Genomic DNA, 25109 nt, shown 5'->3' with positions numbered 1-25109 from the left:
GGCAAGGGGCAGATCTTCGTCAAGGGCGAGGTCATCAAGACGGTGCCCGAGTCGAAGATCGTGGAGACGCTGATCGAGGAGGCGATGAAGATCGCGGAGCAGATGGAGAAGGAGGGGGTGGCCTCCGGCGAGCCCACGGTGGCCATCGCCGGCTGACCCTGTTCCGGAGTCCCTTCGGGGACCTGAACGTACGTGGTCACCTGCGGCCCGGTGGGGGCTGATCGCGCAGTTCCCCGCGCCCCTGGGCAGTTATCCGGCGGAGGCCGGCTGCCCCTCGGGTCGCGCAGTTCCCCGCGCCCCTGAAGCATGCACTCCGTGCAGCTTCCCCAGGGGGAGGGTGCGACGCAGTCGCCCCTCCAGGGGCGCGGGGAACTGCGCGGCCAGCCACGACGCGAGTCGAGGCCGAAGAACCCGCCCGAAGGGGCTGCCACCTCAGGGGCGCGGGGAACTGGGCGCTCAGCCACGACGCGAGTCGAGGAAATCCGCCGGCCGGAGCCACCCACCCCCACTCAAGGGCGCAGGGCACTCGAAAGGCTCCCGGGGCCGACCGCCAGGTACAGTGCGGGGACCAGCCCCCGCCCGACGAAGGCCCCCGTACGTGTTGACTCAGACCACCACCCGGGTCCTCGAACCCAGCGACCTGGACGCCGCCCTCGCCGTACTGGACCGCGAGCCCGTGGCGAACGCCTTCGTGACCGCCCGAGTCCGCATCGCCGGCCTCGACCCCTGGCGCCTGGGCGGCGAGATGTGGGGCTGGTACGAGCACGGCATGCTCAGCTCCCTGTGCTACGCGGGAGCCAACCTCGTCCCCATCTGCGCCACGGACCGCGCGATCAGAGGCTTCGCGGACCGCGCCCGCAGGACAGGCCGCCGCTGCTCCTCGATCGTGGGCCCGGCGGAGCCCACCGCCCTGCTGTGGCGCCTGCTGGAGCCGTCCTGGGGCCCGGCCCGCGAGGTCCGCGAGCGCCAGCCCCTGATGGTCGCCGACCGCATGCCGGACGACATCACCCCGGACCCGTACGTGCGCCGCGTCCGCAAGGACGAGATGGACACGATCATGCCGGCGTGCGTGGCGATGTTCACCGAGGAGGTCGGCGTCTCCCCGCTGGCCGGCGACGGCGGCCTGCTCTACCAGGCCCGCGTCGCGGAACTCGTCGGCTCGGGCCGCTCCTTCGCCCGCCTCGACGCACACGGCAAGGTCGTCTTCAAGGCCGAGATCGGCGCCGCGACCGATCAGGTCTGCCAGATCCAGGGCGTCTGGGTCGCCCCCGAGTACCGCGGCAGGGGCCTCGCCGCCCCCGGCATGGCCGCCGTCCTGCGCTACGCCCTCGCCGACGTCGCCCCCCTCGTCAGCCTCTACGTCAACGACTTCAACACCCCGGCCCGCGCCGCCTACCGCCGCGTCGGCTTCGACGAGGTCGGCGCCTTCATGAGCGTCCTCTTCTAGCACCCGCCGTTCGGGCCTGGGCAGGGGCGCCCGGGGTACCCTCCGGGCATGCCGCACCGTAACCGTACGGACGACGCCGTCACCATCGGCCCGCTCGACCTGACCGCCCGCGTCGACGAGGCGCTCGCCGTGCAGGCCCAGGCCTTCGGCCTCGGCGAGGACGAGATCGCGGTGCGCCGCCAGATCGTGCTGCGGCACATCACGTACCCCGGCGCCGGCGCGCTCGGCGCCACCACCGCCTCCGGCCGGCTCGTCGGCTTCGTCTACGGCATGCCCAACGACCGCACCCACTGGTGGTCCACCGTCGTCGAGCCGTACCTGCGCTCGCGCGGTACCGAGGACTGGCTCGACGACTCGTTCGTCATCACCGAACTCCACGTCCACCCGAGCCACCAGAACCGGGGCGTCGGCCGCGCCCTGATCACCCGGATCACCGACACCGCCGTACAGCCCCGCTCGATCCTCTCCGCGATCGACGTCGACAGCCCGGCCCGGGGCCTGTACCACTCCCTCGGCTACGCCGACCTGGCCCGGCAGGTCCACTTCCCGAGCGCGCCGCGCCCGTACGCCGTGATGGGCGCGCCCCTGCCGCTGCGCCGCAGGACCTGACCGATTACCGGCCGCGCCGCGCACCCGGCTAACCTCCTGGCATCACCCTTTCGTAGCAGGAGTCAGAAATCATGGCCAAGGTCCAGGTCCAGCGCATGTCCCGCTTGATGGTGAAGACGCTGCGCGACGACCCGGCGGACGCCGAGGTGCTCAGCCACAAGCTCCTGGTCCGCGCCGGTTTCGTGCGCCGCACCGCCGCCGGAGTCTGGTCCTGGCTGCCGCTCGGGAAGAAGGTCCTGGCCAACGTCGAGCGCGTCGTGCGCGAGGAGATGGACGCCATCGGCGCCCAGGAGGTCCTGCTCCCCGCCCTGCTGCCCAAGGAGCCGTACGAGGCGACCGGCCGCTGGGAGGAGTACGGCGCCGAGCTGTTCCGCCTCAACGACCGCAAGGGCGGTGACTATCTCCTCGGCCCGACCCACGAGGAGATCTTCACCCAGCTCGTCAAGGACCAGTGCACGTCCTACAAGGACCTGCCCGTGATCCTGTACCAGATCCAGACGAAGTACCGCGACGAGGCCCGCCCCCGCGCCGGCATTCTGCGCGGCCGCGAGTTCCAGATGAAGGACTCGTACTCCTTCGACCTCGCCGACGAGGGCCTCGCCGAGTCCTACGCCCTGCACCGCGCCGCCTACCAGCGCATCTTCGAGCGCCTCGGCCTCGACTACCGCATCTGCGCCGCGACCGCCGGTGCCATGGGCGGCTCCAAGTCCGAGGAGTTCCTCGCCCCGGCCGCCGCCGGCGAGGACACCTTCGCCGACTGCCCGAACTGCGACTACGCGGCCAACACCGAGGCCATCACCTTCGCGCTCAAGGCCGTCGACGCGGACGGCGTGCCCGCGCTGGAGGAGATCCCCACGCCGGACACCCCGACCATCGAGACGCTCGCCGCGCACCTCGGGGTCGAGCCCTCCGCCACCCTGAAGAACCTGCTGGTCAAGGTGGACGGCGAGATCGTCGCCGTCGGCGTGCCCGGTGACCGTGAGGTCGACATGGACAAGGTCGAGGCGCACTTCGCCCCGGCCGCCGTCGAACTGGTCACCGCCGAGGACTTCGAGGGCCGCCCCGACCTCGTCCGCGGATACGTCGGCCCGCAGGGTCTGGAGAAGGTCCAGTACATCGCCGACCCGCGCGTCGCCCCCGGTACCGCGTGGATCACCGGCGCCAACAAGGACGGCCTGCACGCCAGGAACGTCGTCGCCGGGCGCGACTTCGAGGTCGACGCGTACGTGGACGTCGTCGTCGTCCAGGAAGGCGACCCGTGCCCCCGGTGCGGCACCGGCCTCAAGCTGGACCGCGCCATCGAGATCGGGCACATCTTCCAGCTCGGCCGCAAGTACGCCGACGCCTTCCAGCTCGACGTCCTCGGGCAGAACGGCAAGCCCGTGCGCGTCACCATGGGCTCGTACGGGATCGGCGTGTCCCGCGCGGTCGCCGCGCTGGCCGAGCAGCACGCCGACGACAAGGGGCTCGTCTGGCCGGAGGAGATCGCGCCGGCGGATGTGCATGTGGTCGCGGCGGGCAAGGCGTTGCAGACCGAGCTGGCGCTCGAGGTTTCCGAGAAGCTGGCCGAGGCGGGTGTACGGGTTCTGGTCGATGACCGGCCGGGGGTGTCGCCCGGGGTCAAGTTCACGGACTCCGAGTTGATCGGTGTGCCGCAGATTCTTGTCGCGGGGCGGCGGGCGGCCGAGGGTGTCCTCGAACTCAAGGACCGCCGCACCGGCACCCGAGAAGAACTCCCCCTGTCAGAAGCCCTGACCCGCCTGACGAAGTAAACGCCGATACCCCGCGCCCCGCTCCTCAATCGCCGGAGGGGCTGGGAGTTGGCGCTCAGGCCAGTCCCGCCTCAGAGCCAGTTGGCGAATTCCAGGAGGTTTTCCGCGTCGCGGGGCCGCCCCACGCGAAGGGCGCGGACACCGGACTCGACGGCGCGGAACAACGTCCAGCCCCGAAGCCGCCCCGCATCCACCTCCAACGACTCCGCAAGCCGCTTCACCCGCCGCCGAGTGATCGCCGGCCCGGAGGGCGACCCGATCAGATCCTCGACCCGGTCACGGACCAGCCGCGCCAGATCGAACGCGCACTCACCCACCACGGGATCCGGCCCCACGGCCAGCCACGGCGTCCGCTCACCCTGAAGCACCTTCGACTGCCGGAACGTCCCGTGCAGCAACCGCAGTTCCGGCGGCCCCGCGACCAACTCCTCGCGCGCCCCGAGCGCCGCGTCCACCAGCGGCCCGACCTCGGCGAAAGCCGCCACGCTCGCCCGCATCGCCGCCGCCTGCCTCCCCGTACGCTCCACGACGGTCTCGCACTCGCGCCACGCCGGCGGGTCCACCCACAGCCGCCGCAGCGTGCCCGCCGCCTCAAGCAGCGCCTTCGCCTCCGGCAACGTACGCACCGACACCTCGGGATGCAGCCGCTCCAGCAGCAGCGCGCCGTCCTGCCCGCCGGGCCCCGCGACCAGCTCCCCGTCCAGGAGCCGCACCGCGCCGAGCCCGCCCCAGTGCGCGAGCGCCGCCCGCTCAGCCTCCGGCCGGAACCGCTCCGGCGCCAGCTTCAGGACCGCCGGCGACCCGTCCGCCGTACGGACGTGCGCGACCAGGCTGCTGCGGCCGCCGGGCACGTGCACGCGCTCGACGCTCACCCCGCGCCGCTGGGCCGCCCGGTCGAGCAGGGCGCCGGCCTCGTCGAGCCACGCCGAGGCACCCTCGTCGCGCACCTCGCCGAGCGCGTTCACCAGTCGCCGCGGCGGTTCGAAAGCCATGCGCGAGGATTCCCTTCCCACGTGTGCCTACGTGCTCGGCTTCCCCGAGGAAGCCGAGGGCGAACCGGACGATGAGGCGGTCGGCACCGCGGCCCGTTCGGTGAGCCCAGGGAAGGCTACGCTCCCGTCGCGCCAGCGCACCGCACGCACCGCGGCCTCCCGCAGCGCGTCGGCCGCGCCCCGGCGCCGCTCGCCGGCCGCCGCCCGCACGAGGTCCGAGTACACGCCCGCGACCCGCTCCTCAAGCTCCGCGGCGAGCCGGGCGGCGGCCGCCGCGTCGGGCACCGGGAACGGCAGCGCGTACGCCCCCGCCGACTCCTCCGGCGTCCCGCCGAGGTCACGGACCGCGCGCCGCAGCGCGTCCCGTCGCGCGCGATGCGCGTCGTACGCCTCGCGGGCCTGCGCACGGCGCCCCTCGCCGATCCGGCCGCCGACGACCCCGTACCCGTACACCGCCGCGTGTTCGGCCCGCAGGGCGGCCTGTACGGCCGCCAGCAGATCGTTCTCCGTCATCCGCTCAGTCCTTCGTCAGCAGGTACGCGTGGCCCGCGCCCGCCGCCGCCACGGAGGCGAGCAGCCTGGCCAGTTCCGGCGGGGCGTCCACGAGCGCGGCCAGCCGCCGGTCGGACAGCTCCCGCTCGGCCGCCGCCAGCGCCCTCAGCACGTCCTCGCCCGCGACCGGCGGCGTCGACGGCGAGGGCGCGGCCGAGGGGCGCCGGGCGCCGCCGAAGGCCCGTACGTGCCGCTCCACCTCGTCGCGCAGCGGCACGAGGCGCGCCGCGAGCGCGGGCACGGCGGCGACGGCCTCGTCGTAGCGCCCGAGCAGGTCCGCGCTCTCGCGCGCGGCCCGCGCCCGCAGCCGCCGGTCGAGCCGGGCGGAGGGCGCGCCCTGGCCGCCGCTCGCGCCCCCGCCGTCCGAGCAGCCGGTCAGCAGCGCGGCGCCGGTCGCCGAGGCCAGCAGGGACCCCAGCAGGGATCTACGACGGGGCCCGGGGCGGGCCTGGGAGGTGAGCGGCACGGAGGGCGTCCTCGGAGGGAAGGATTCGATGAGGTTCACGAAGGTGGTACTGGTGAGCGGGTGATCACCGTACCGCCGCCCACCGACAGGTGGACGGCAACACCCCCTCGGACCGGATACCCTTTGACCTGACGCGCAGGGAAAGCAAGCCATCACAACAGCACACGCGGCCGAGGAGTCACCCGGATGAGCACCACCCAGAACGAGAGGCTGCGGGAGCTGCTGGAACCGCTCGTCAGCTCGCACGGGCTCGATCTCGAAGAGGTCGAGGTGGCCTCGGTAGGACGCAAGCGGGTGCTGCGTGTGGTCGTCGACTCCGACGACGGCGCCGACCTCGACGCGATCGCCGATGTGAGCCGCGCGCTCTCGGCGAAGCTCGACGAGAGCGACGCGATGGGCGAGGGCGAGTACGAGCTGGAGGTCGGCACCCCCGGCGCGGAGCGCCCCCTGACCGAGCACCGGCACTACGTCCGGGCCACGGGCCGCCTCGTGAAGTTCCAGCTCACCCCCGAAGCCGGCGACGGCGAGCTGGTCGCACGCATCCTCACGGTCGACGACGAGGGTCTCGACCTGGAAGTACCGGGCGTCAAGGGCCGCAAGCCCACCGCCCGCAGGATCGGCTTCGACGCGATCGCCAAGGCGCGCGTCCAGGTCGAGTTCAACCGCAAGAACGACGACGCTTAAAAAAGAAGCTCACAAGAGAAGAGGAGGCGTAGCCGTGGACATCGACATGAGTGCCCTGCGGGGTCTGGTCCGGGAGAAGGAGATCTCCTTCGATCTGCTGGTAGAGGCGATCGAGTCGGCCCTCCTCATCGCCTACCACCGCACCGAGGGAAGCCGCCGCCACGCGCGCGTGAAGCTCGACCGCGACAGCGGGCACGTGACGGTCTGGGCGAAGGAGGACGCGGCCGACCTCGACGAGGGCCAGGAGCCGCGCGAGTTCGACGACACGCCCTCCGACTTCGGCCGGATCGCCGCCACGACCGCCAAGCAGGTCATCCTGCAGCGGCTGCGCGACGCCGAGGACGACGCGACGCTCGGCGAGTACGCGGGCCGCGAGGGCGACATCGTCATGGGCCAGGTCCAGCAGGGGCGCGACCCGAAGAACGTACTGGTGGACATCGGCAAGCTGGAGGCCATCCTGCCGGTGCAGGAGCAGGTCCCCGGCGAGGAGTACCCGCACGGCCTGCGGCTGCGCAGCTATGTGGTGCGTGTCGCCAAGGGCGTGCGCGGCCCGTCCGTGACGCTCTCGCGCACCCACCCGAACCTCGTGAAGAAGCTGTTCGCGCTGGAGGTGCCGGAGATCGCCGACGGGTCCGTCGAGATCGCCGCCATCGCGCGCGAGGCGGGCCACCGCACGAAGATCGCGGTCCGCTCCACCCGCAGCGGTCTGAACGCCAAGGGCGCCTGCATCGGCCCGATGGGCGGCCGCGTGCGCAACGTCATGGGCGAGCTGAACGGCGAGAAGATCGACATCGTCGACTGGTCCGACGACCCGGCCGAGATGGTCGCCAACGCGCTCTCCCCGGCCCGGGTCTCCAAGGTCGAGGTCGTCGACTTCGGCGCCCGCTCGGCCCGCGTGACCGTGCCGGACTACCAGCTCTCGCTGGCCATCGGCAAGGAGGGCCAGAACGCCCGCCTCGCCGCGCGGCTGACCGGCTGGCGCATCGACATCCGGCCCGACACCGAGCAGGACGACACCGCCCGGGACGCCTGAGCCGGCCCCCGGAGGGCGTCGCGCCGGGAATAAATCCTGGCGCGACGCGCTCGCAGCACGACAGTATGTAACGAAACGGCCGTTCGATTTTTGCCCCAAAGGGGTGAGGTCGGTACGGGGAGGTAGACTTAAGCGTGTCTGGCCGGACGCAAGCCCGCGCCTGCCCTGAGCGAACCTGTGTGGGTTGCCGGGAGCGAGCGGCCAAGAGCGATCTGTTGCGGATCGTGGTGATCGAGGGTGAATGCGTCCCCGATGATCGCGGTACGCTGCCCGGCCGGGGTGCGTACGTGCACCCCACCGCGGTCTGTCTCGACCTGGCGGTTCGCCGCCGGGCTTTCCAGCGGGCCTTCAGAGCCCCTGGACCGTTCGACACGACGGCCCTGCGCCACCGTGTCGATCGGGCAACACCGTAAAACGTGCCGTACGGAACCCCCGTGCGGTCCTGGTACCTCGCGATGTGGAAGTAGGTCGAGATTGCGATGAGCACTCGATGAGTACGCGATGAGTACGCCCATGAAGTAGCGACGGTCCGGCGACTGAACCCGGACCTAAAAGGAGCGAAGTGGCTAAGGTCCGGGTATACGAACTCGCCAAGGAGTTCGGAGTAGAGAGCAAGGTCGTCATGGCCAAGCTCCAAGAACTCGGTGAATTCGTACGGTCGGCGTCCTCGACCATCGAGGCGCCTGTAGTACGCAAGTTGACTGACGCCCTCCAGCAGGGCAACGGCGGCGGCAAGCCGGCGTCGAAGAAGGCCGCGCCCGCGAAGCCCGCGGCGCCGCGTCCCACCCCCTCTCCCGCGCAGGCCTCCAAGCCCGCCGCCCCGCGCCCGGGTCCGGCTGCGCCGAAGCCCGCCGCGGAGAAGCCCGCGTCCCCGGCGGCGCCGGGTCCGCGTCCCACCCCTGGTCCCAAGCCGGCGTCGGCCCCCAAGCCCGCGTCCCCGGCTCCGACCACGCCCGAGTTCACCGCTCCGGCCGCCTCGGAGGCCCCCGCGGCCCCGAAGCCGGCCGGCGCCCGCCCCGGTGCCCCCAAGCCCGGCGGCACGCGTCCGGCGCCCGCTCAGGGCGGCGGCCAGGGCCAGCAGCGCGGTGACCGTCAGGGTGCCCCGCGCCCCGGCGGCCAGGGCGGCGGTCAGGGCCAGCGTCCGGGCGGTGCCCGTCCCTCGGGTCCGCGTCCGGGCAACAACCCCTTCACCTCCGGCGGTTCCACCGGCATGGCGCGCCCGCAGGCGCCCCGTCCGGGCGGCGCCCCGCGTCCCGGCGGCCAGGGTGCCCCGGGCGGTCCGCGTCCGCAGGGCGCCGGCCAGGGTGGTCCCCGTCCGCAGGGTCAGGGCGGTCCCCGTCCGACGCCCGGCGGCATGCCCCGTCCGCAGGGCGGCGCCGGCGCGGCCGGCCCCCGTCCCGGCGGCGGCAACCGTCCGAACCCCGGCATGATGCCGCAGCGTCCCGCCGCGGGCCCGCGCCCGGGTCCGGGTGGCGGCGGCCGTGGTCCCGGCGGCGGCGGTCGCCCGGGTGGCGGCGGCGGTCGTCCCGGTGGCGGCGGCTTCGCCGGTCGTCCCGGTGGCGGCGGCGGTGGCGGTTTCGCCGGCCGTCCCGGTGGTCCCGGTGGCGGTGGCGGCGGCTTCGCCGGCCGTCCCGGTGGCGGCGGTGGCCGTCCCGGCTTCGGCGGTCGTCCCGGTGGTCCGGGTGGCCGTGGTGGCACGCAGGGTGCGTTCGGCCGTCCCGGCGGGCCCGCCCGTCGTGGCCGCAAGTCGAAGCGTCAGAGGCGCCAGGAGTACGAGGCCATGCAGGCCCCGTCGGTCGGCGGCGTCATGCTGCCTCGCGGCAACGGCGCCACCGTGCGCCTGTCGCGCGGTGCGTCCCTCACCGACTTCGCGGAGAAGATCAACGCGAACCCGGCGTCGCTCGTCGGCGTGATGATGAACCTCGGCGAGATGGTCACTGCCACGCAGTCCGTCTCCGACGAGACGCTGAAGCTCCTCGCGGACGAGATGAACTTCGTCCTCGAGATCGTCAGCCCCGAGGAGGAGGACCGCGAGCTGCTCGAGTCCTTCGACATCGAGTTCGGCGAGGACGAGGGCGGCGAGGACATGCTCGTCTCCCGTCCGCCGGTCGTGACCGTCATGGGTCACGTCGACCACGGTAAGACCCGCCTGCTCGACACCATCCGCAAGACGAACGTCATCGCGGGCGAGGCCGGCGGCATCACGCAGCACATCGGCGCGTACCAGGTCACGACGGAGGTGAACGAGGAGGAGCGCAAGATCACCTTCATCGACACCCCCGGTCACGAGGCCTTCACCGCCATGCGTGCCCGTGGTGCGAAGTCGACCGACATCGCGATCCTCGTGGTCGCGGCCAACGACGGCGTCATGCCGCAGACGGTCGAGGCGCTCAACCACGCCAAGGCCGCCGAGGTCCCGATCGTCGTCGCGGTCAACAAGATCGACGTCGAGGGCGCCGACCCGACCAAGGTGCGCGGTCAGCTCACCGAGTACGGTCTGGTGGCCGAGGAGTACGGCGGCGACACCATGTTCGTCGACATCTCCGCCAAGCAGGGTCTGAACATCGACTCCCTGCTGGAGGCCGTGGTCCTGACCGCGGACGCCTCGCTCGACCTGCGGGCCAACCCGGAGCAGGACGCGCAGGGCATCGCGATCGAGTCCCACCTCGACCGCGGCCGCGGTGCCGTCTCCACCGTCCTCGTCCAGCGCGGCACGCTGCGCATCGGCGACACGATGGTGGTCGGCGACGCGTACGGCCGAGTCCGCGCGATGCTCGACGACAACGGCAACAACGTCGAGGAAGCGGGTCCCTCGACCCCCGTCCTCGTGCTCGGTCTCACCAACGTCCCGGGTGCCGGCGACAACTTCCTGGTGGTCGACGAGGACCGTACGGCCCGTCAGATCGCCGAGAAGCGTGCCGCCCGTGAGCGCAACGCCAACTTCGCGCGGCGCGGCGTCCGGTTCTCCCTGGAGAACCTGGACGAGGCCCTCAAGGCCGGTCTGGTGCAGGAGCTCAACCTCATCATCAAGGGCGACGCGTCCGGTTCGGTGGAGGCCCTCGAGTCCTCGCTGCTCCAGCTCGACGTCGGCGAAGAGGTCGACATCCGTGTCCTGCACCGCGGTGTGGGTGCGGTCACCGAGTCCGACATCAACCTGGCGACCGGCTCCGACGCCATCGTCATCGGCTTCAACGTCCGGGCAGCCGGCCGTGCGCAGCAGATGGCGGAGCGCGAGGGCGTCGACGTCCGGTACTACTCGGTGATCTACCAGGCCATCGAGGAGATCGAGGCGGCCCTCAAGGGCATGCTCAAGCCGGAGTACGAGGAGGTCGAGCTCGGCACGGCGGAGATCCGCGAGGTCTTCAAGTCGTCCAAGCTGGGCAACATCGCCGGTGTGCTCGTCCGGTCCGGCGAGGTCAAGCGCAACACCAAGGCGCGCCTGCTGCGCGATGGCAAGGTCATCGCGGAGAACCTCAACATCTCCGGGCTGCGTCGCTTCAAGGACGACGTCACCGAGATCCGCGAAGGGTTCGAGGGCGGTATCAACCTCGGCAACTTCAACGACATCAAGGTCGACGACGTCATCGCGACGTACGAGATGCGCGAGAAGCCGCGCGCCTGATCCGCACGGCGACCGTCCGGGGCCGGTCGGCGGGGAGCTTCCCTTCGGGGAATTCCCGTCGATCGGCCCCGGCCGTTGCGTGTACGGTTCCGGTATCGGCACGGGCCGGCCCGGCCGCAGCCGTACGAACCCGAACCGGCGGGACATCCGGACACACATGTACGTGGGGACCCTCTCCTTCGACCTGCTCCTCGGCGACGTCCACTCGCTGAAGGAGAAACGCTCCCTCGTGCGGCCCATCGTGGCCGAGCTCCAGCGCAAGTACGGGGTGAGCGCGGCGGAGACCGACCACCAGGACCTGCATCGCAGGGCCGGCATCGGGCTCGCGCTGGTCTCGGGGGACACGGGCCATCTCAGCGATGTGCTGGACCGCTGCGAGCGCCTGGTCGCGGCGCGGCCCGAGGTGGAACTGCTCTCGGTTCGACGCAGGCTCCACAGCGACGAAGACTGAACTCACAAGCAAGAAGAAGTACTCAGAAGGAGACGGACCAGTGGCCGACAACGCGCGCGCCAAGAGGCTTGCGGACCTCATCCGAGAGGTGGTGGCCCAGAAGCTGCAGCGCGGGATCAAGGACCCGCGGCTCGGCTCCCACGTCACCATCACGGACACCCGCGTCACGGGTGACCTCAGGGAGGCGACCGTCTTCTACACGGTGTACGGGGACGACGAGGAGCGGGCCGAGGCCGCCGCCGGCCTGGAGAGCGCCAAGGGCATCCTGCGCTCCGCGGTCGGCGCCGCGGCCGGCGTGAAGTTCACCCCGACCCTCACCTTCGTCGCCGACGCCCTCCCGGACAACGCCCGCACCATCGAGGACCTCCTCGACAAGGCGCGCCAGTCCGACGCCAAGGTGCGCGAGGCGTCCGCGGGCGCCACGTTCGCCGCCGGCGCCGACCCGTACCGCAAGCCCGAGGACGACGACGGGGACGCCCCGGACGAGGACGGCGACGCACGGGCATGACCGACCGCACCAAGACGCCCGACGGACTTGTCATCGTCGACAAGCCGTCGGGCTTCACCTCGCACGACGTCGTGGCCAAGATGCGCGGCATCGCCAAGACGCGCCGCGTCGGCCACGCCGGCACGCTCGACCCGATGGCGACCGGCGTCCTCGTGCTCGGCGTCGAGCGCGCCACCAAGCTCCTCGGCCATCTCGCGCTGACCGAGAAGGAGTACCTGGGCACGATCCGCCTCGGGCAGAACACCCTGACCGACGACGCCGAGGGCGACATCACCTCCAGCACGGACGCCTCCGGTGTGCGCCGGGACGCGATCGACGCGGGGATCGCCAAGCTGAGCGGCGACATCATGCAGGTGCCGTCCAAGGTCAGCGCCATCAAGATCAACGGCGTGCGCTCCTACAAGCGGGCGCGCGAGGGCGAGGAGTTCGAGATCCCCGCCCGGCCCGTCACGGTCTCCTCGTTCGCCGTGTACGACGTCCGGGACGCGGTCGCCGAGGACGGCACGCCCGTGCTCGACCTCGTCGTCTCCGTGGTCTGCTCCTCCGGCACCTACATCCGCGCGCTCGCCCGCGACCTCGGCGCCGACCTCGGCGTCGGCGGACATCTGACCGCGCTGCGCCGCACGCGCGTCGGCCCGTACAAGCTGGACAGCGCGCGCACCCTGGACCAGCTCCAGGAGTCGCTGACCGTGATGCCGGTCGCCGAGGCCGCGAGCGCCGCGTTCCCGCGCTGGGACGTCGACGCCCGGCGCGGCAAGCTGCTGCTCAACGGGGTGCGCCTGGAGATGCCGGGGGAGTACGCGGGGGCCGGTCCGGTCGCCGTGTTCGACCCGGAGGGCGTCTTTCTCGCGCTGGTCGAGGAGTCGAAGGGCAAGGCCAAGAGCCTGGCGGTCTTCGCCTGACGGCGCGTTCTGTCGCGCAGCGGGGCCCGGAAGGGCTCCCCGGGGTCTTCCGAGACCCCGGGGAGCCCTCCCGGGCCCTTCTCGTTCTTCGCGGCGGTGTACGGGGAGGCCGGCCGGCGGGCCTGGGAGTCCGGGTGCGGGGGAGCGGTGGCGGGGTGGGGCCGCCGCCGCTCCTCCTTCTCCTCCGCCCCCCCACCCCAGGTCTGTCCACCGGGGGCCCGTGATTCACCCCATCGAGCGGGCGCTCGGAGTGAACCGGGGGAGCGCAGGGGGGCGCGTTCGGGGAGAGCGCTGTCCCGCTGATCACCCGGCGGCTACCGTCGTCCCGAGGGGGTGTGACGCGGACGCGGTGGGAGGATCACGGCATGCACGATCCGCCGCTGGTCCGGATCGCCGATCCGGCCGGGCGGCCGCGCGGCACGGGGTTCGTCGCCGACGACCGCGGCACCGTCCTCACCGGCCACGAGGCGGTCGACGGCCTCCCGCACCTCGTCCTGCACGCCCCCGACGGCACCGCCGTCACCGTGGACCGCCGGGCCGTGCTGCCGCTGCCGCACCTCGCGCTCGCCCTCATCGCCACCGAAGGGCTCCACGGCTTCGACGTACCGCCGCTGCCCGTAGCGGCCGACACCCCGCTGACCTGCGGCGCGTACGTCCGGATCGCCGCCGCCGGCTGGCGTGAGGCCCGGGTGCTCGGGCACACCGCCGTCACGTACACCGAAGGGGGCCGCCGCCATGCCCTCGGCGGCGCGCTCGAACTGGCCGTGGGCACGGCGGGCGCCGACGCCCTGTGCGCGGGCGGCGGCGCGGCGGGCGGGCCCGTCCTGGACGCCGCGACCGGCGCCGTCGTCGCCGTCCTCGGCACCGCCCTGCACAGCGCCCACGCCGCCGCCGGACTCGCCGTACCGCTGCACGCGGTGGCCGCCCGCGAACCCGGAGGGCCGCTCGCCCGGCTCCTGGAGCGGAATTCCGCGACCGTGCCCGCCTACGGGCCCGACCTCAACCTCGCGGCCGTCCTCCAGCTCGCCGCCGTCTCCGTCGCCGGGGACGGGCCCGCAGCCCCCGCCGTGGACCCGGTCGAACGGCCCGAGGTGACCCGGGAGCTGGCCCACTTCACCGAGGGCACCGCCCGCGTGCTCGCCCTCGTCGGCGACCCGGGCACCGGGCGCACCACCGAACTCGCCGCGTTCGCCGCCCGCCGCGCCACCGCCCCCGAAAGCGCCGCGCCCACGCTCTGGCTGCGCGGCGCCGACCTCGACGGCGCCGACACCGGGGTGGCCGACGCCGTGGCCCGCGCCCTGGAGCGCGCCGCCCGTATCGTCGCCGCCGCCCGCGACACGGACCCCGCCGGGCTCGGGGAGCTGACGCCCGAGCGGGTCGCGGCCGCCGCCCGCGCCGCCGGGCGCCCCCTCGTGCTGCTGCTCGACGGGCCCGAGGAGATGCCGCCCGTCCTCGCCCACCGCCTCGCCGCGTGGACCCGGGGCACCGAGCGCTGGCTCGCGGCGACCGGCACCCGGCTCGTCGTCGCGTGCCGCACCGAGTACTGGGAGCAGGCCGGCGAACTGTTCCACCGCGCGACCCTGCACGGGCGCGGCACCGGCCTGCCCGCGTGCGTGCGGATCGGGGAGCTGACCGCCGAGCAGGCGGAGCGGGCGCGCGGGCGGCTCGGCCTGCCGCCCGGCGCCCTCGCCGAGGCCGACGAGCGGCACCCGCTGGCGCTGCGGCTGCTGCGCGAGGTGCGGGCCGCGCTCCCCGGCGACGTCGAGGGCCGCCCCGGGCGGGACGAGGTCTTCGGCGCCCACCTCGACCTCATGTGCCTGCGCGTCGCGGTCCGCCTCGCCGCCGCCGACGGAAGCGTGCGCGGCCGGGGCGTCGCCCGCCTCGCCGCCCGCGTCGCCGGACAGGTCCACGAGGCGGCCCGCCGCAGCCTCGGCCCCGGCCAGGGCGAACTGTCGCGCGGCGCCTTCGAGGAACTGTTCCCCTGGGGCGCCCTGCACGGCGTCACCGGCTGGGCCCGGGCCGTGCTCACCGAGGGCCTGCTCGTCCCCGCGGGCGGCGGCTACCGCTTCGCCCACGAGGAGTTCGCCGACTGGCTCCAGGGCCTGCACCTCGACCTCGACGCGGCCCTCGACGCCCTCGTCCTGCGCCGCAGGGGCGAGAGCGCCGTCCCCGTGCCGCGCCACCGCGCGGGCCCTGTCGTACGGGCCCTGCTCCTCGTCGAGCGCGGCGCCGGGCCCGACGCGCTCGCCGCCCGGCTGCGCGAACTCGGCGCGTGGCTCGTCGCCCACCGACGCGCCGCCGCCGACGGCGGTGTGCGGGGGACCGGCGCAGGGGAGGAGGCCCGCTGGTGGGCCGCGCACCTGGCCGCGCAGACCCTGCTGCGCGTGCCCGACCCGGGCGCCTACACCGACGTCCTGGAGGAGTACGCCGACCACGCCGTCCTCGGGCCCGCGTTCTGGACCGCGCTGCCCGTCGACGACGACCTGCGGTTCGCGCTGCTGCGCCGGCTCGTCGTGCACGACCACCCGCCCGCCGACGGGCCCGAGGAGCGGTCCGGCGGGCGTTACCTCGACGCGGTCGCCGCGCTGCTCGCCGCCGACCCGCAGCGCGTCCAGCGCCGGCTCACGCACTGGTTCGACGACGAGCGGGAACTGCCCGCGCTGCCGCACGCCAGCGTCGCCACCGCGGCCCAGGCCCTCCTGCACACCCACCGGCACCGGGCCCCCGACGACCTCACCGACGCCCTCGCCGACCGCGCCCACCCGCGCGCCGACGAACTCCTCGCCGCCCTCGCCGACGAGGAGCCCACCGCCCTGTGCCGGGCCGTGGAGCGCTGGGCGCACGACGAGCGGCCCGAGCGCCGCGTCGCCGCCCTCACCCACGCGCGGCGCGTCGCCGCGCGGGCCGCCACCGACGCCGACCGGGACCGGCTGCGGCGCGCCGCACTCGCCCTCCTCGCCGACCCCGCCGACCAGGCCCTGCACGGCGGCGCCCTGGCCCTGCTCGTACGGGACCCGCAGGCGCGGCCCGCGCATCTGGAACAGGCGCTCGCCCGGTTCGCCGCCGGGGACGCCGCACTGCCCGCCGCCGCCTTCGCCCCGGCCCTGGACAGCCACCCCGAGCCCGTCCTCGCCGCCTTCCGGACCCGGCTGCTGACCGGCGGCCCGGACACCGGGGAGATCCTCGCCGCGCTCGCCGCCCCGGACGCCCCCGCCCTCGCGCGCCGTGCCGCCGTCCTCGTACGGGACCTCGCCCTGGCCCGGCCGGACGCGGCGCCGGAGGTCGCGGCGTACGCCGAGCGGCGGCTCGAACGCGGGCCGGCGGAGCGAGCCGTACTGTTTCCGCTGGTCAGCGAGCTGCTGCGGGACGGGTCCGCCGTGCTGCGCGGGGCGCTCGCGCCGGTCCTCGCCGCGCCCGGCAGCCCCGGCTCGCGGGCCCTGCGGACGGAACTGCTCGACGTGCTGCTCGCCCGCGAGAGCGACGACGACGTCCTCGACGCGCTCCTCGCAGCCGTCGCGCGCGGCGCCGCCCGGCGCGGTGAGGCCCGCACCCAGGACCTCGTGCGGCGCACCGGCGCGCTGCTCGCCCGTACCCCCGAGGGCGCGGCCCGCCTCGACCGGCGGCTTGTGGAGCTGGCGGGCACCGTGCCCGGGTTCGCGGAGCTGGTGACGCGGCTGCTCGGGGCCGCGCCCGAGCAGGGTCCGGCGCTCGTCGGGCCCGCCGCGCGGCAGGCCCTCGCGGACCTGGCCGCGCCCCGGGTGCCCGCCTGACACCGTTCGCCGCCCGATGCGAGGCGCGGGCGGGCGGCATGGCACTCTTAGACCTGCGTATTGGGCAGACAGACGTAACGGTCGTACACAGGTTCGGCGAGGAGCAATCACCGTGCAGCGCTGGCGTGGCTTGGAGGACATCCCCGAGGACTGGGGGCGCAGCGTCGTCACCATCGGTTCCTACGACGGGGTGCACCGTGGGCACCAGCTCATCATCGGGCGGACCGTCGAGCGGGCGCGGGAGCTGGGCGTTCCCGCGGTCGTCGTCACGTTCGACCCGCACCCGAGCGAGGTCGTACGGCCCGGCTCGCACCCGCCGCTGCTCGCGCCGCACCACCGGCGCGCCGAACTCATGGCGGACCTCGGCGTGGACGCCGTGCTGATCCTGCCGTTCACCAGCGAATTCTCGCGGCTGTCGCCCGCCGACTTCGTCGCCAAGGTGCTCGTCGACAAGCTGCACGCCCGGCTCGTCGTCGAAGGGCCCAACTTCCGTTTCGGCCACAAGGCCGCGGGCGACGTCGCGTTCCTCGCCGAGCAGGGCGGCACCTACGACTTCGAGGTCGAGATCATCGACCTCAAGGTCTCCGGCACGGCGGGCGGCGGCGCGCCGTTCTCCTCCACGCTGACCCGGCGCCTGGTCGCCGAGGGCGATGTCGAGGGCGCCGCCGAGATCCTCGGCCGTCCGCACCGCGTCGAAGGCGTCGTCGTACGGGGTGCGCAGCGCGGCCGCGAACTCGGCTTCCCCACGGCCAACGTGGAGACCCTGCCGCACACCGCGATCCCCGCCGACGGGGTGTACGCGGGGTGGCTGCACGTGGCCGGCGAGGCGATGCCCGCGGCGATCTCCGTCGGGACGAACCCGCAGTTCGAGGGCACCGAGCGGACCGTCGAGGCGTACGCCATCGACCGCGTCGGGCTCGATCTGTACGGGCTGCACGTCGCCGTGGACTTCCTCGCGTTCGTGCGCGGCATGGCGACCTTCGACTCGCTCGACGCGCTGGTCGCGGCCATCGGCGACGACGTGAAGCGGTCGCGTGACCTCATCGACGCGTATCAGGGGCAGCCGCGCGGCTGAGACGCGGGTCACACCGGTCGCGGCCGGGGTGATGTCACACTTCCGGGCCCTGGTCCGTCAGGTAGGTGTCAGCGCATCTACGACGATGAATCAGGGAGTTCCCATGGAACCGCGTCTGAACATGTTCGCCAGCCCCGCCGCCCTCGGGTTCGTCAAGCGGCTGGTCGGGGCGCACCTGCCGCTCGCCGACACGGGGCTGCCGCAGGCCGTGCAGGAACTGGTGAAGATCCGGGCCAGCCAGATCAACGGCTGCACGGGGTGCCTCGACATGCACACGAAGGAGGCGGCCGCGGCGGGGGAGACGACGCAGCGGATGCTGCTCGTCGCCGCGTGGCGGGAGGCGACGGTCTTCACCGAGGCGGAGCGGGCGGCGCTCGAACTGGCGGAGGAGGGGACTCGGCTCGCCGACGGGGCGGGGGTCTCCGACGAGGTGTGGGGGAACGCGGCGAAGCACTTCGACGAGCAGCAGTTGGCGGGGCTCGTCTGCTTGATCGCCGGGATCAACGCGTTCAATCGGCTGAATGTCATCACGCGGCAGCCCGGTGGGGACTACGTTGCCGGGCAGGCGGCGGCGTTCCACCAGGACTGACCTGGGCTTGGGCGCCCCCGCAGTGACCGTCTTGCGCAGTTCCCCGCGCCCCTGAAGGGGCCCTGCCCCCGGGGGCGTTCTTCACCTGCCGGTTCGTCGTGGCTGGTCGCGCAGTTCCCCGCGCCCCTTCGGGGCACGACCGTGCGTTGTTTTCTGCGGGTGCGTGGGGCTTCTCGCGCAGTTCCCCGCGCCCCTGGAGGGGCGACTACGTCGCACCCTCCCCCCCGGGAGGGGCGACTGCGTCGCCGCCTCCTCCCCTGGGGAGCTGGGGCGGAGCCCCGCTCCCTCAGGGGCGCGGGGAACTGCGCAACCTCAGCTGCAAGCAACCCTCGCTGGAGAACTCCCTAGGGGCGCGGGGAACTGCGCGAGAAGCCCCACCGGCCCGCAGGTGAAGGGCGGCGCCAAGGGGCAGCCCCTGATCAAGACCCGCCCCGGGCGGTAGCCCAGTGGCAGGCTACCTGGGGCTCGCCCCCGCCCGAGAGGACCGGCAGGTCCTGCTCACGGCACAACCCGGCGACCCCGACCCGCTCCGCCTCACCCCCCGCCAGCACCTGACACCGCGCATGGAACCGGCACCCCCCGGGGATCCGGGACGGATCGGGCGCCTCCCCGCTGAGGACGACCGGCTCACCGCCCGCCTCCGGGAGCACGGACAGCAGCGCCTGTGTGTACGGATGCCGGGGCGCCGTGAGGACTTCCTCCACCGACCCCGTCTCCACGATCCGCCCGAGGTACATCACGGCGACCCGGTCCGCGATGTTCCAGGCGAGCCCCAGGTCATGCGTGACGACGAGCGCCGACAGCCCCAACTCGTCCCGCAGCCGCAGCAGCAGGGCGAGGATCTCACCCCGTACGGACGCGTCGAGGGACGCCACCGGCTCGTCGGCGACGATGAGTTCGGGCTCAAGGACGAGCGCCCCGGCGATCACGACCCGCTGGCGCTGCCCGCCGGACAGCTCGTGCGGGTAGCGCAGGAAGAACCGCTCGGGCGGCCGCAGCCCGGCCCGGGACAGCGCCCCGGCGACGGCCTCGCGTTCGTCCCCCGCGTACCCGTGGATCCGCAGGCCCTCCGCGACCGCGTCGTACACCGTGTGCCGGGGGTTGAGCGACCCGCTCGGGTCCTGGAGGACGAGCTGCACCCGCTTGCGGTACGCCTTGAGCGCCCGCGACCCGTACGCGAGCGGCTTCCCGTCGAAGGTGACCGCGCCGGACGTGGGCCGCTCCAGACCGAGCAGCGTGCGCGCGAGACTCGTCTTGCCGCAGCCGGACTCGCCGACGAGGGCGACGATCTCCCCGGGCGCGATGTCGAGGTCGATGCCGTCCACGGCCCGCGCCTCGGGCGCCCCGCGCCGGCCCGGGAACGTCACCCGCAGCCGCTCCGCGCTCAGCAGCGCTTGTGTCGTCATGCCGTCGTGCTCCTCGCGTCGACTTCCCCGGCGGGCCCGTCCGTCGCGGCCCCGCCGACATGCACACACGCGGCCCGCCGCGCGGGCCCCGCGTCCCTCAACTCCTGGTCGAGCGTGGCGCACACGTCCAGCGCCACCGGGCAGCGCGGATGGAACGTGCAGCCCGACGGCAGCGCCGAGGGGTCCGGCGGATCGCCCGGCAGCCCGCGCGGCGCGAACCGCGACGCCGGGTCCCCGATCGTCGGGAACGCCGCCGACAGCGCCTTGCCGTACGGGTGCGCGGCACCGGCGTACACCTGGGCGGCGGGGCCCTCCTCCACGACGCGGCCCGCGTACATCACCGCGAGCCGGTCGCACGTGTCGGAGAGGACCGCGAGGTCGTGGCTGATCATGACGAGGCCGAGGGACTGCTCGGCCACCAGCCGTTCGATGAGCCGCAGGATCTGCGCCTGGACCATGACGTCGAGGGCCGTCGTCGGCTCGTCCGCGATGATCAGCTCCGGGTCGCAGGCGAGCGCCATGGCGATCATCACGCGCTGCCGCTGCCCGCCGGACAGCTCATGCGGGTACGCGGCCGCCCGCGCCGCCGGAAGCCCTACGTGGTCGAGGAGTTCGGCCACCTTCTTCTTCGCGCCGGCCTGTGTCGCTTTCTTGTGCAGCAGGATCGGCTCGGCGATCTGGTCGCCGACGCGGTGCACGGCGTTGAGCGAGTGCATCGCGCCCTGGAACACGATGGAGGCGCCCGCCCAGCGCACCGCGCGGACCCGCCCCCACTTCATGGCGAGGACGTCCTCGCCGTTGAGCAGGATCTCGCCGGAGACCTTCGCGCCGGCCGGCAGCAGCCGCAGCAGCGCCAGCGCGAGCGTCGACTTGCCGCAGCCGGACTCCCCGGCGATGCCGAGCTTCTGCCCGGCCCCGACCGTCAGGTCCACACCCCGTACCGCCGCCGCTCCGCCCGCGTACGTCACGTGCAGGTCCCGTACCTGAAGCAGTGTCATGACCGCACCCCCAGCTTCGGGTTGAGGACGGCTTCGATGGCGCGTCCGCACAGCGTGAACGCGAGCGCGACGACCGCGATGGCGATGCCGGGCGGCGCCAGGTACCACCAGTCGCCGGCGCTGACCGCGCCCGCCTCGCGCGCGTCCTGGAGCATGCCGCCCCACGAGGTGACCGTCGGATCGGACAGGCCGAGGAACGCGAGGGTCGCCTCGGTGAGGATCGCCGACGAGATGATCATGGTGGTCTGGGCGAGGACCAGCGGCATCACGTTCGGCAGCACGTGCCGCGTCATGATGTGCCCGTGGCCGCCGCCCAGCGCGCGGGCCCGCTCGATGTACGGGCGGGACTCCACGGCGAGGGTCTGCGCCCGCACGAGACGGGCCGTCGTCGGCCAGGTCGTCACGCCGATGGCGATGACGACCGTCCACATGGACCGGTCCATCACGGTCGCCAGCGCGATGGCGAGGACCAGCGTCGGCATCACCAGGAACCAGTCGGTGATCCGCATCAGGACCGTCGCGTACCAGCCGCGGAAGTGCCCCGCGACGATCCCGATGAGCGTGCCGATCGCCACGCACAGGAACGCGGCGAGCAGCCCCACGGTGAGCGAGACGCGGGCCCCGTAGATGAGCAGGTCCAGCACGCTGCGCCCGAACTGGTCGGTGCCGAGGGGGAATTCGCCGCTCGGTCCTTCCAGCGGGCCGCCCGGCGCGTCGGTCACCGACTGCGAGTCGGCGCCCGCGAGCACCGGCGCGAGGACGGCGACGAGCGCGATCAGGATCAGCAGCCCGAGCCCCCACAGGCCGCTGCGGTGAGCACGGTAGGAGCGCCAGAAACGGGCCACGGAGCGGCGCATACGGGCGCGCGCCAGCGCCTTCGGGTCGCCCGTCTGCGGGGCGGGCGCGGTCTCGGTCGTCATCGGCCCACCCTCGGGTCGAGCAGCGGATAGAGGATGTCGGCCAGCGTGTTGGCGAGGATCACGGCGGTGGCGAACACGAAGAACAGGCCCTGCACCAGCGGCAGGTCGGGCACCGAAAGCGCCTGGTAGAACAGGCCGCCGAGCCCCGGCCAGGAGAACACCGTCTCCACGAGGATCTGCCCGGCGACCACGTTCCCGAGGTTCACGAACATCAGCGTGAACGTCGGCAGCATCGCGTTCGGCACCGCGTGCTTGCGGCGCACCACGTCGTCGCGCAGGCCCTTGGCGCGCGCGGTCGTCAGATAGTCGCTGCCCATCTCGTCGAGCAGCGAGGAGCGCATGACGAGCAGGGTCTGCGCGTACCCCACCGCGACCAGCGTGATCACCGGCAGCACGAGGTGGTGCGCGACATCGATGACGTACGCGAAGCCGGTCTCGCCGCCCGACTCCAGGCCGCCCGTGGGGAACATGCCGGGGATCGGGCCGATGCCGACCGCGAACACGATGATCAGCAGCAGCCCCAGCCAGAACGCCGGGACGGAGTACAGCGTCAGCGCGAACGCCGTGTTGAACCGGTCGCTGCGCGAGCCGTTGCGCCAGGCCGTACGGGTGCCGAGCCACAGCCCGAGCGCCGAGTACAGGACGTACGCCGTGCCGGTGAGCAGCAGCGTCGCAGGGAGCGCGTCGCTGATCTTGTCGATGACGGGCGTGTGGAACTGGAAGGAGGTGCCGAAGTCGCCGGTGAGGGCGTCCCCGATGTAGGAGGTGAACTGCTTCCACATCGGCTCGTCGAGGCCGAACTGGTGGCGCAGGTTCGCCAGTTGCTCCGCCGAGACGGGCTTGCCGCCGGTCATCTGCTTGACCGGGTCGCTCGGGATCAGCCGGAAGAGGAAGAAGCTCGTGACGAGGACGGCGAAGAGGGAGACGACCGCCCCCGCGATCTTCGCCGCCGCGTACCGGAGGTACGCCTTGGCGTTGCGGGCCCGGGGCCCGCGGGCGCCCACCGGGGGCCCGGCGGCGGCCGGTCCCTCGGTGAGCGCGTCCGCGGACTGCACGCGCGCCGGAGTGCTGTCAGATGCCATGGTCCACGCGGTCTCTGCTGTTCATGTGAACTCTCGTTACTCGTGCGGGCCTTCGGGCCCGGGGTCGGAGCGGGGCGGCTGCCCGGGCCTACTCGCGGTCGTCCGCCGTGTTCCGGCGGCGCATGGCGACGAAGGCCCCGCCGCCGATCACGAGGAGCGCCGCGATCACGATGCCGACGACGACCCCCGTGGAGCCGGACGAACCCGAGTCGGAGCTGCCGGACGTGGCGGGCTCGGCCGACCACCAGCTCCAGTAGCCGTCCTGGCCGTAGATGTTGCCCGCGGCCGTCGGCATGGTCTTGATCGACTTGATCTGGTCGGTGCGGTACGCCTCCACCGCGTTCGGGTACGCCATGACGTTCATGTACCCGGAGTCGTACAGCCAGGACTCCATCTGCTTGACGATGTCCGCCCGCTTGGCCGGGTCGTACTCGGCGAGCTGCTTGGCGTACAGGTCGTCGTACTTCTTGTCGCAGATGAAGTTGTCCGTCGAGGCGCTCTCCTTCGCCTTCGAGGGCAGCGCCGCGCAGGTGTGGATGCCGAGCACGAAGTCCGGGTCGGGGTTGACCGACCAGCCGTCGAAGGCGAGGTCGTACTCGCCCGCGTACCAGGGCACCGACACGTCGTCCACGCAGTTGACCTTCAGACCGACGCCGATCTTGCCCCACCACTCCTTCAGGTACTTGCCGACCGCCTTGTCGTTGGGGTCCGTGGCGTGGCACAGGATGCGCAGGTCGAGCGGCTTGCCGTCCTTGCCGACGCGCTTGCCGTCCTTGAGCTTGTAGCCGGCCTCGTCGAGCATCTTGCCCGCGGCCCCCGGGTCGTACGAGAGCTTCTGGCTGTCCGAGGGTGACCAGAAGTAGTCCTTGAAGCGCGGCGGGATGTACCCCTCGCCCTGGACCGCGTGGCCCTGGAAGACCTTGTCGACGATGGCCTTGGTGTCGACCGCGCGGAACAGCGCTTGGCGCACCTTCTGGTCGTGCAGCGCCGGGTTGCCGTCACCGAACGTCTTGCCGGCCTTGGTCCGCGCGCCCGGGTTCACGGCGATCGAGTAGAAGCGCCGGCCGGGGCCCTCGTTGACCTTGACGTTCTTCTCGCCCTTGAGAGACGCGGCCTGAGCGGGCGTCAGCGCCGGCGACCCGGCGACGAAGGACACCTCGCCCTTGCGCAGGGCGGCGACGGCGGCGTCCTGGTCCTTGTACGTCTTGAAGACGATCTCGTCGAACTGCGGGTTCCCGGCCTTCCGCCAGAACTTCTTGTTCCGCTCCAGCTTCACGTACTGGTCGGTCTTGTACGCGGTGAGGGTGAACGGCCCGTTGCCCACGATGGGGAACTTCTGGTCGTTGTTGAACTTCGCGTAGTCCTTGACGTCCTTCCACACGTGCTCCGGCACGATGGGCACGTCGAGGGCGGTCATCGTGGCCTGCGGCTTCTTCAGCTCGATGACGAGCCGCGTGTCGCTGGGCGCGGTGACCTTCCTGAAGTTCCCGACGAAGGAGCCGTTCGCGGTGGCCGCGTCGGGGTCCGACATCATCTTGTTGAAGGTGAACGCGGCGTCCTTCGCCGTCGCCTTCTGCCCGTCCGACCAGGTCGAGTTCGACCGGATGGTGTACGTCCACGTCAGCTTGTCCGGCGACGGCTTCCAGGCCGTGGCGAAGCCCGGGACGACGTGGTTGTCCTTCGGGTCGTAATTGGTCAGGTACTCGTACATCAGACGGTGGATGCTGGTGCTGACCAGGCGCTGCGCCAGGAACGGGCTCAGCGAGTCGACGCTCTGCGCGAGCGCCACGGTGAGGGTCTTCTTCCCGCCGTCTTTGGCCTGTGCCTCTTGCGGGGCCGGATTGAGCGGCGTGGCAAGCGCGGCCGTCAGCGTGAACGCGGCGAGACCGGCGGCCAGGAGAGTTCTGTGGTGCGGGTGTTGCTGAGCATGTCTGTTCATCGGTCGGTGACCTCGCGCATCGCTCGCACAGCATGGGCATGGCTGAATGAAGTGTGTGTTTATCAGCGGCCGTTGAATCACGTCAACGGATGGTGAACCCCATGTGGCCTGCGGAAATAACGAGTTGGCCCCTATTTCACGGGCATTGGTGGAGACCTTTGACGCTTTGCAGGCCAGGGCCTGGCACCCGAATGGAGTCATACGTGCGAAAGGCCCGCACCGGGGGACGGTGCGGGCCTTTTCGGCTCGTCGCGGCACTCGCCGCCGGATCGCTCCGGCGGGGCGGCTCGTG

21 protein-coding genes and 1 pseudogene are annotated in these 25109 nt (G+C 72.8%); 14 read left to right on the top strand and 8 right to left on the bottom strand.

The genetic code is table 11. From position 1 onward, the window contains the following. The 4 genes and pseudogenes from ACZ7LY_RS31270 to ACZ7LY_RS31255 all read left to right on the top strand — a co-directional run. Positions 1–156 (top strand): annotated as a pseudogene (locus ACZ7LY_RS31270) (flavodoxin-dependent (E)-4-hydroxy-3-methylbut-2-enyl-diphosphate synthase); the annotation flags it as partial. A gap of 442 nt (positions 157–598) precedes the next feature. After that, positions 599–1447: a GNAT family N-acetyltransferase gene (locus tag ACZ7LY_RS31265; protein WP_471628120.1), complete on the top strand. Its 849-nt coding sequence runs from the start codon at positions 599–601 to the stop codon at positions 1445–1447. Positions 1448–1495: 48 nt separating this feature from the next. Beyond that, the gene (locus ACZ7LY_RS31260; protein WP_471628119.1) at positions 1496–2056 is read left to right on the top strand and encodes a GNAT family N-acetyltransferase; all 561 of its coding nucleotides are present in this window, start codon (positions 1496–1498) and stop codon (positions 2054–2056) included. Between the two features lie 71 nt (positions 2057–2127). After that, on the top strand, positions 2128–3828 hold the full coding sequence (locus ACZ7LY_RS31255) for a proline--tRNA ligase (protein ID WP_471628118.1): 1701 nt from the start codon (positions 2128–2130) through the stop codon (positions 3826–3828). 71 nt (positions 3829–3899) lie between these two features. Here ACZ7LY_RS31255 and ACZ7LY_RS31250 read toward each other — a convergent pair whose 3' ends face one another. From ACZ7LY_RS31250 to ACZ7LY_RS31240, 3 genes are read right to left on the bottom strand one after another with little or no spacing between them, the layout of a single operon-like run. Next, positions 3900–4820 (bottom strand): aminoglycoside phosphotransferase family protein, encoded by a 921-nt coding sequence (locus ACZ7LY_RS31250; protein ID WP_471628117.1) that lies wholly within the window; start codon positions 4818–4820, stop codon positions 3900–3902. A gap of 27 nt (positions 4821–4847) precedes the next feature. Then, a complete protein-coding gene (locus ACZ7LY_RS31245; RefSeq protein ID WP_471628116.1) occupies positions 4848–5333 on the bottom strand; it encodes a ferritin-like domain-containing protein in 486 nt (161 codons plus the stop codon). A 4-nt stretch (positions 5334–5337) separates the two neighbouring features. After that, positions 5338–5838 carry a hypothetical protein gene (locus ACZ7LY_RS31240; protein ID WP_471628115.1) on the bottom strand — a complete coding sequence of 167 codons (501 nt, stop codon included), beginning with the start codon at positions 5836–5838 and terminating at the stop codon, positions 5338–5340. Between the two features lie 186 nt (positions 5839–6024). Here ACZ7LY_RS31240 and rimP point away from each other — a divergent pair, with 186 nt between their 5' ends. The 10 genes from rimP to ACZ7LY_RS31190 all read left to right on the top strand — a co-directional run bounded on the left by rimP (position 6025) and on the right by ACZ7LY_RS31190 (position 18472). Continuing rightward, on the top strand, positions 6025–6522 hold the full coding sequence (gene rimP, locus ACZ7LY_RS31235; protein ID WP_471628114.1) for a ribosome maturation factor RimP: 498 nt from the start codon (positions 6025–6027) through the stop codon (positions 6520–6522). 34 nt (positions 6523–6556) lie between these two features. After that, on the top strand, positions 6557–7555 hold the full coding sequence (gene nusA / locus ACZ7LY_RS31230) for a transcription termination factor NusA (RefSeq protein ID WP_471628113.1): 999 nt from the start codon (positions 6557–6559) through the stop codon (positions 7553–7555). Positions 7556–7689: 134 nt separating this feature from the next. Continuing rightward, positions 7690–7968, top strand: a complete 279-nt coding sequence (locus ACZ7LY_RS31225) for a YlxR family protein (RefSeq protein ID WP_471628112.1) — start codon at positions 7690–7692, stop codon at positions 7966–7968. A 149-nt stretch (positions 7969–8117) separates the two neighbouring features. Continuing rightward, the gene (gene infB, locus ACZ7LY_RS31220) at positions 8118–11177 is read left to right on the top strand and encodes a translation initiation factor IF-2 (RefSeq protein ID WP_471628111.1); all 3060 of its coding nucleotides are present in this window, start codon (positions 8118–8120) and stop codon (positions 11175–11177) included. Between the two features lie 157 nt (positions 11178–11334). Continuing rightward, the gene (locus ACZ7LY_RS31215) at positions 11335–11628 is read left to right on the top strand and encodes a DUF503 domain-containing protein (protein ID WP_471628110.1); all 294 of its coding nucleotides are present in this window, start codon (positions 11335–11337) and stop codon (positions 11626–11628) included. A 40-nt stretch (positions 11629–11668) separates the two neighbouring features. Next, on the top strand, positions 11669–12136 hold the full coding sequence (gene rbfA / locus ACZ7LY_RS31210; RefSeq protein ID WP_471628109.1) for a 30S ribosome-binding factor RbfA: 468 nt from the start codon (positions 11669–11671) through the stop codon (positions 12134–12136). Next, complete coding sequence (gene truB / locus ACZ7LY_RS31205) at positions 12133–13038, top strand: tRNA pseudouridine(55) synthase TruB (RefSeq protein WP_471628108.1); 906 nt, start codon at positions 12133–12135, stop codon at positions 13036–13038. Before rbfA ends, truB begins: the two co-directional genes overlap by 4 nt. Positions 13039–13403: 365 nt before the next feature. Further along, positions 13404–16808: a serine protease gene (locus ACZ7LY_RS31200; protein ID WP_471628107.1), complete on the top strand. Its 3405-nt coding sequence runs from the start codon at positions 13404–13406 to the stop codon at positions 16806–16808. 112 nt (positions 16809–16920) lie between these two features. Then, positions 16921–17883: a bifunctional riboflavin kinase/FAD synthetase gene (locus tag ACZ7LY_RS31195; RefSeq protein ID WP_471628106.1), complete on the top strand. Its 963-nt coding sequence runs from the start codon at positions 16921–16923 to the stop codon at positions 17881–17883. Positions 17884–17986: 103 nt separating this feature from the next. Further along, complete coding sequence (locus tag ACZ7LY_RS31190; RefSeq protein ID WP_471628105.1) at positions 17987–18472, top strand: carboxymuconolactone decarboxylase family protein; 486 nt, start codon at positions 17987–17989, stop codon at positions 18470–18472. A gap of 419 nt (positions 18473–18891) precedes the next feature. Here the strand turns inward: ACZ7LY_RS31190 and ACZ7LY_RS31185 are convergent, their stop codons facing one another. The 5 genes from ACZ7LY_RS31185 to ACZ7LY_RS31165 form a co-directional block, all read right to left on the bottom strand. Beyond that, a complete protein-coding gene (locus tag ACZ7LY_RS31185) occupies positions 18892–19878 on the bottom strand; it encodes an oligopeptide/dipeptide ABC transporter ATP-binding protein (RefSeq protein ID WP_471628104.1) in 987 nt (328 codons plus the stop codon). Then, positions 19875–20876: an ABC transporter ATP-binding protein gene (locus ACZ7LY_RS31180; RefSeq protein ID WP_471628103.1), complete on the bottom strand. Its 1002-nt coding sequence runs from the start codon at positions 20874–20876 to the stop codon at positions 19875–19877. The genes ACZ7LY_RS31185 and ACZ7LY_RS31180 overlap by 4 nt, the downstream gene beginning before the upstream one ends. Continuing rightward, complete coding sequence (locus tag ACZ7LY_RS31175) at positions 20873–21796, bottom strand: ABC transporter permease (protein WP_471628102.1); 924 nt, start codon at positions 21794–21796, stop codon at positions 20873–20875. The genes ACZ7LY_RS31180 and ACZ7LY_RS31175 overlap by 4 nt, the downstream gene beginning before the upstream one ends. Further along, positions 21793–22878: an ABC transporter permease gene (locus ACZ7LY_RS31170; protein WP_471628101.1), complete on the bottom strand. Its 1086-nt coding sequence runs from the start codon at positions 22876–22878 to the stop codon at positions 21793–21795. Before ACZ7LY_RS31170 ends, ACZ7LY_RS31175 begins: the two co-directional genes overlap by 4 nt. 88 nt (positions 22879–22966) lie before the next feature. Beyond that, positions 22967–24817, bottom strand: coding sequence for an ABC transporter substrate-binding protein (locus tag ACZ7LY_RS31165; RefSeq protein WP_471628100.1), 1851 nt, complete (start codon positions 24815–24817; stop codon positions 22967–22969). Positions 24818–25109: the final 292 nt, after the last annotated feature.

The organism is Streptomyces sp. NPDC107550 (assembly GCF_055639095.1).
Note: the sequence above shows the minus strand (reverse complement) of the source record. Positions and strands in the feature narration are given on the sequence as shown.

Bases quoted from the DNA above. Each gene is read 5' to 3' on its own strand.
- ACZ7LY_RS31260 (WP_471628119.1), top strand. From the start codon at position 1,496: ATGCCGCACCGTAACCGTACGGACGACGCCGTCACCATCGGCCCGCTC.
- ACZ7LY_RS31255 (WP_471628118.1), top strand. From the start codon at position 2,128: ATGGCCAAGGTCCAGGTCCAGCGCATGTCCCGCTTGATGGTGAAGACG.
- ACZ7LY_RS31250 (WP_471628117.1), bottom strand. From the start codon at position 4,820: ATGGCTTTCGAACCGCCGCGGCGACTGGTGAACGCGCTCGGCGAGGTG.
- ACZ7LY_RS31245 (WP_471628116.1), bottom strand. From the start codon at position 5,333: ATGACGGAGAACGATCTGCTGGCGGCCGTACAGGCCGCCCTGCGGGCC.
- rimP (WP_471628114.1), top strand. From the start codon at position 6,025: ATGAGCACCACCCAGAACGAGAGGCTGCGGGAGCTGCTGGAACCGCTC.
- ACZ7LY_RS31215 (WP_471628110.1), top strand. From the start codon at position 11,335: ATGTACGTGGGGACCCTCTCCTTCGACCTGCTCCTCGGCGACGTCCAC.
- truB (WP_471628108.1), top strand. From the start codon at position 12,133: ATGACCGACCGCACCAAGACGCCCGACGGACTTGTCATCGTCGACAAG.
- ACZ7LY_RS31200 (WP_471628107.1), top strand. From the start codon at position 13,404: ATGCACGATCCGCCGCTGGTCCGGATCGCCGATCCGGCCGGGCGGCCG.
- ACZ7LY_RS31190 (WP_471628105.1), top strand. From the start codon at position 17,987: ATGGAACCGCGTCTGAACATGTTCGCCAGCCCCGCCGCCCTCGGGTTC.
- ACZ7LY_RS31185 (WP_471628104.1), bottom strand. From the start codon at position 19,878: ATGACGACACAAGCGCTGCTGAGCGCGGAGCGGCTGCGGGTGACGTTC.
- ACZ7LY_RS31180 (WP_471628103.1), bottom strand. From the start codon at position 20,876: ATGACACTGCTTCAGGTACGGGACCTGCACGTGACGTACGCGGGCGGA.
- ACZ7LY_RS31175 (WP_471628102.1), bottom strand. From the start codon at position 21,796: ATGACGACCGAGACCGCGCCCGCCCCGCAGACGGGCGACCCGAAGGCG.
- ACZ7LY_RS31170 (WP_471628101.1), bottom strand. From the start codon at position 22,878: ATGGCATCTGACAGCACTCCGGCGCGCGTGCAGTCCGCGGACGCGCTC.
- ACZ7LY_RS31165 (WP_471628100.1), bottom strand. From the start codon at position 24,817: ATGAACAGACATGCTCAGCAACACCCGCACCACAGAACTCTCCTGGCC.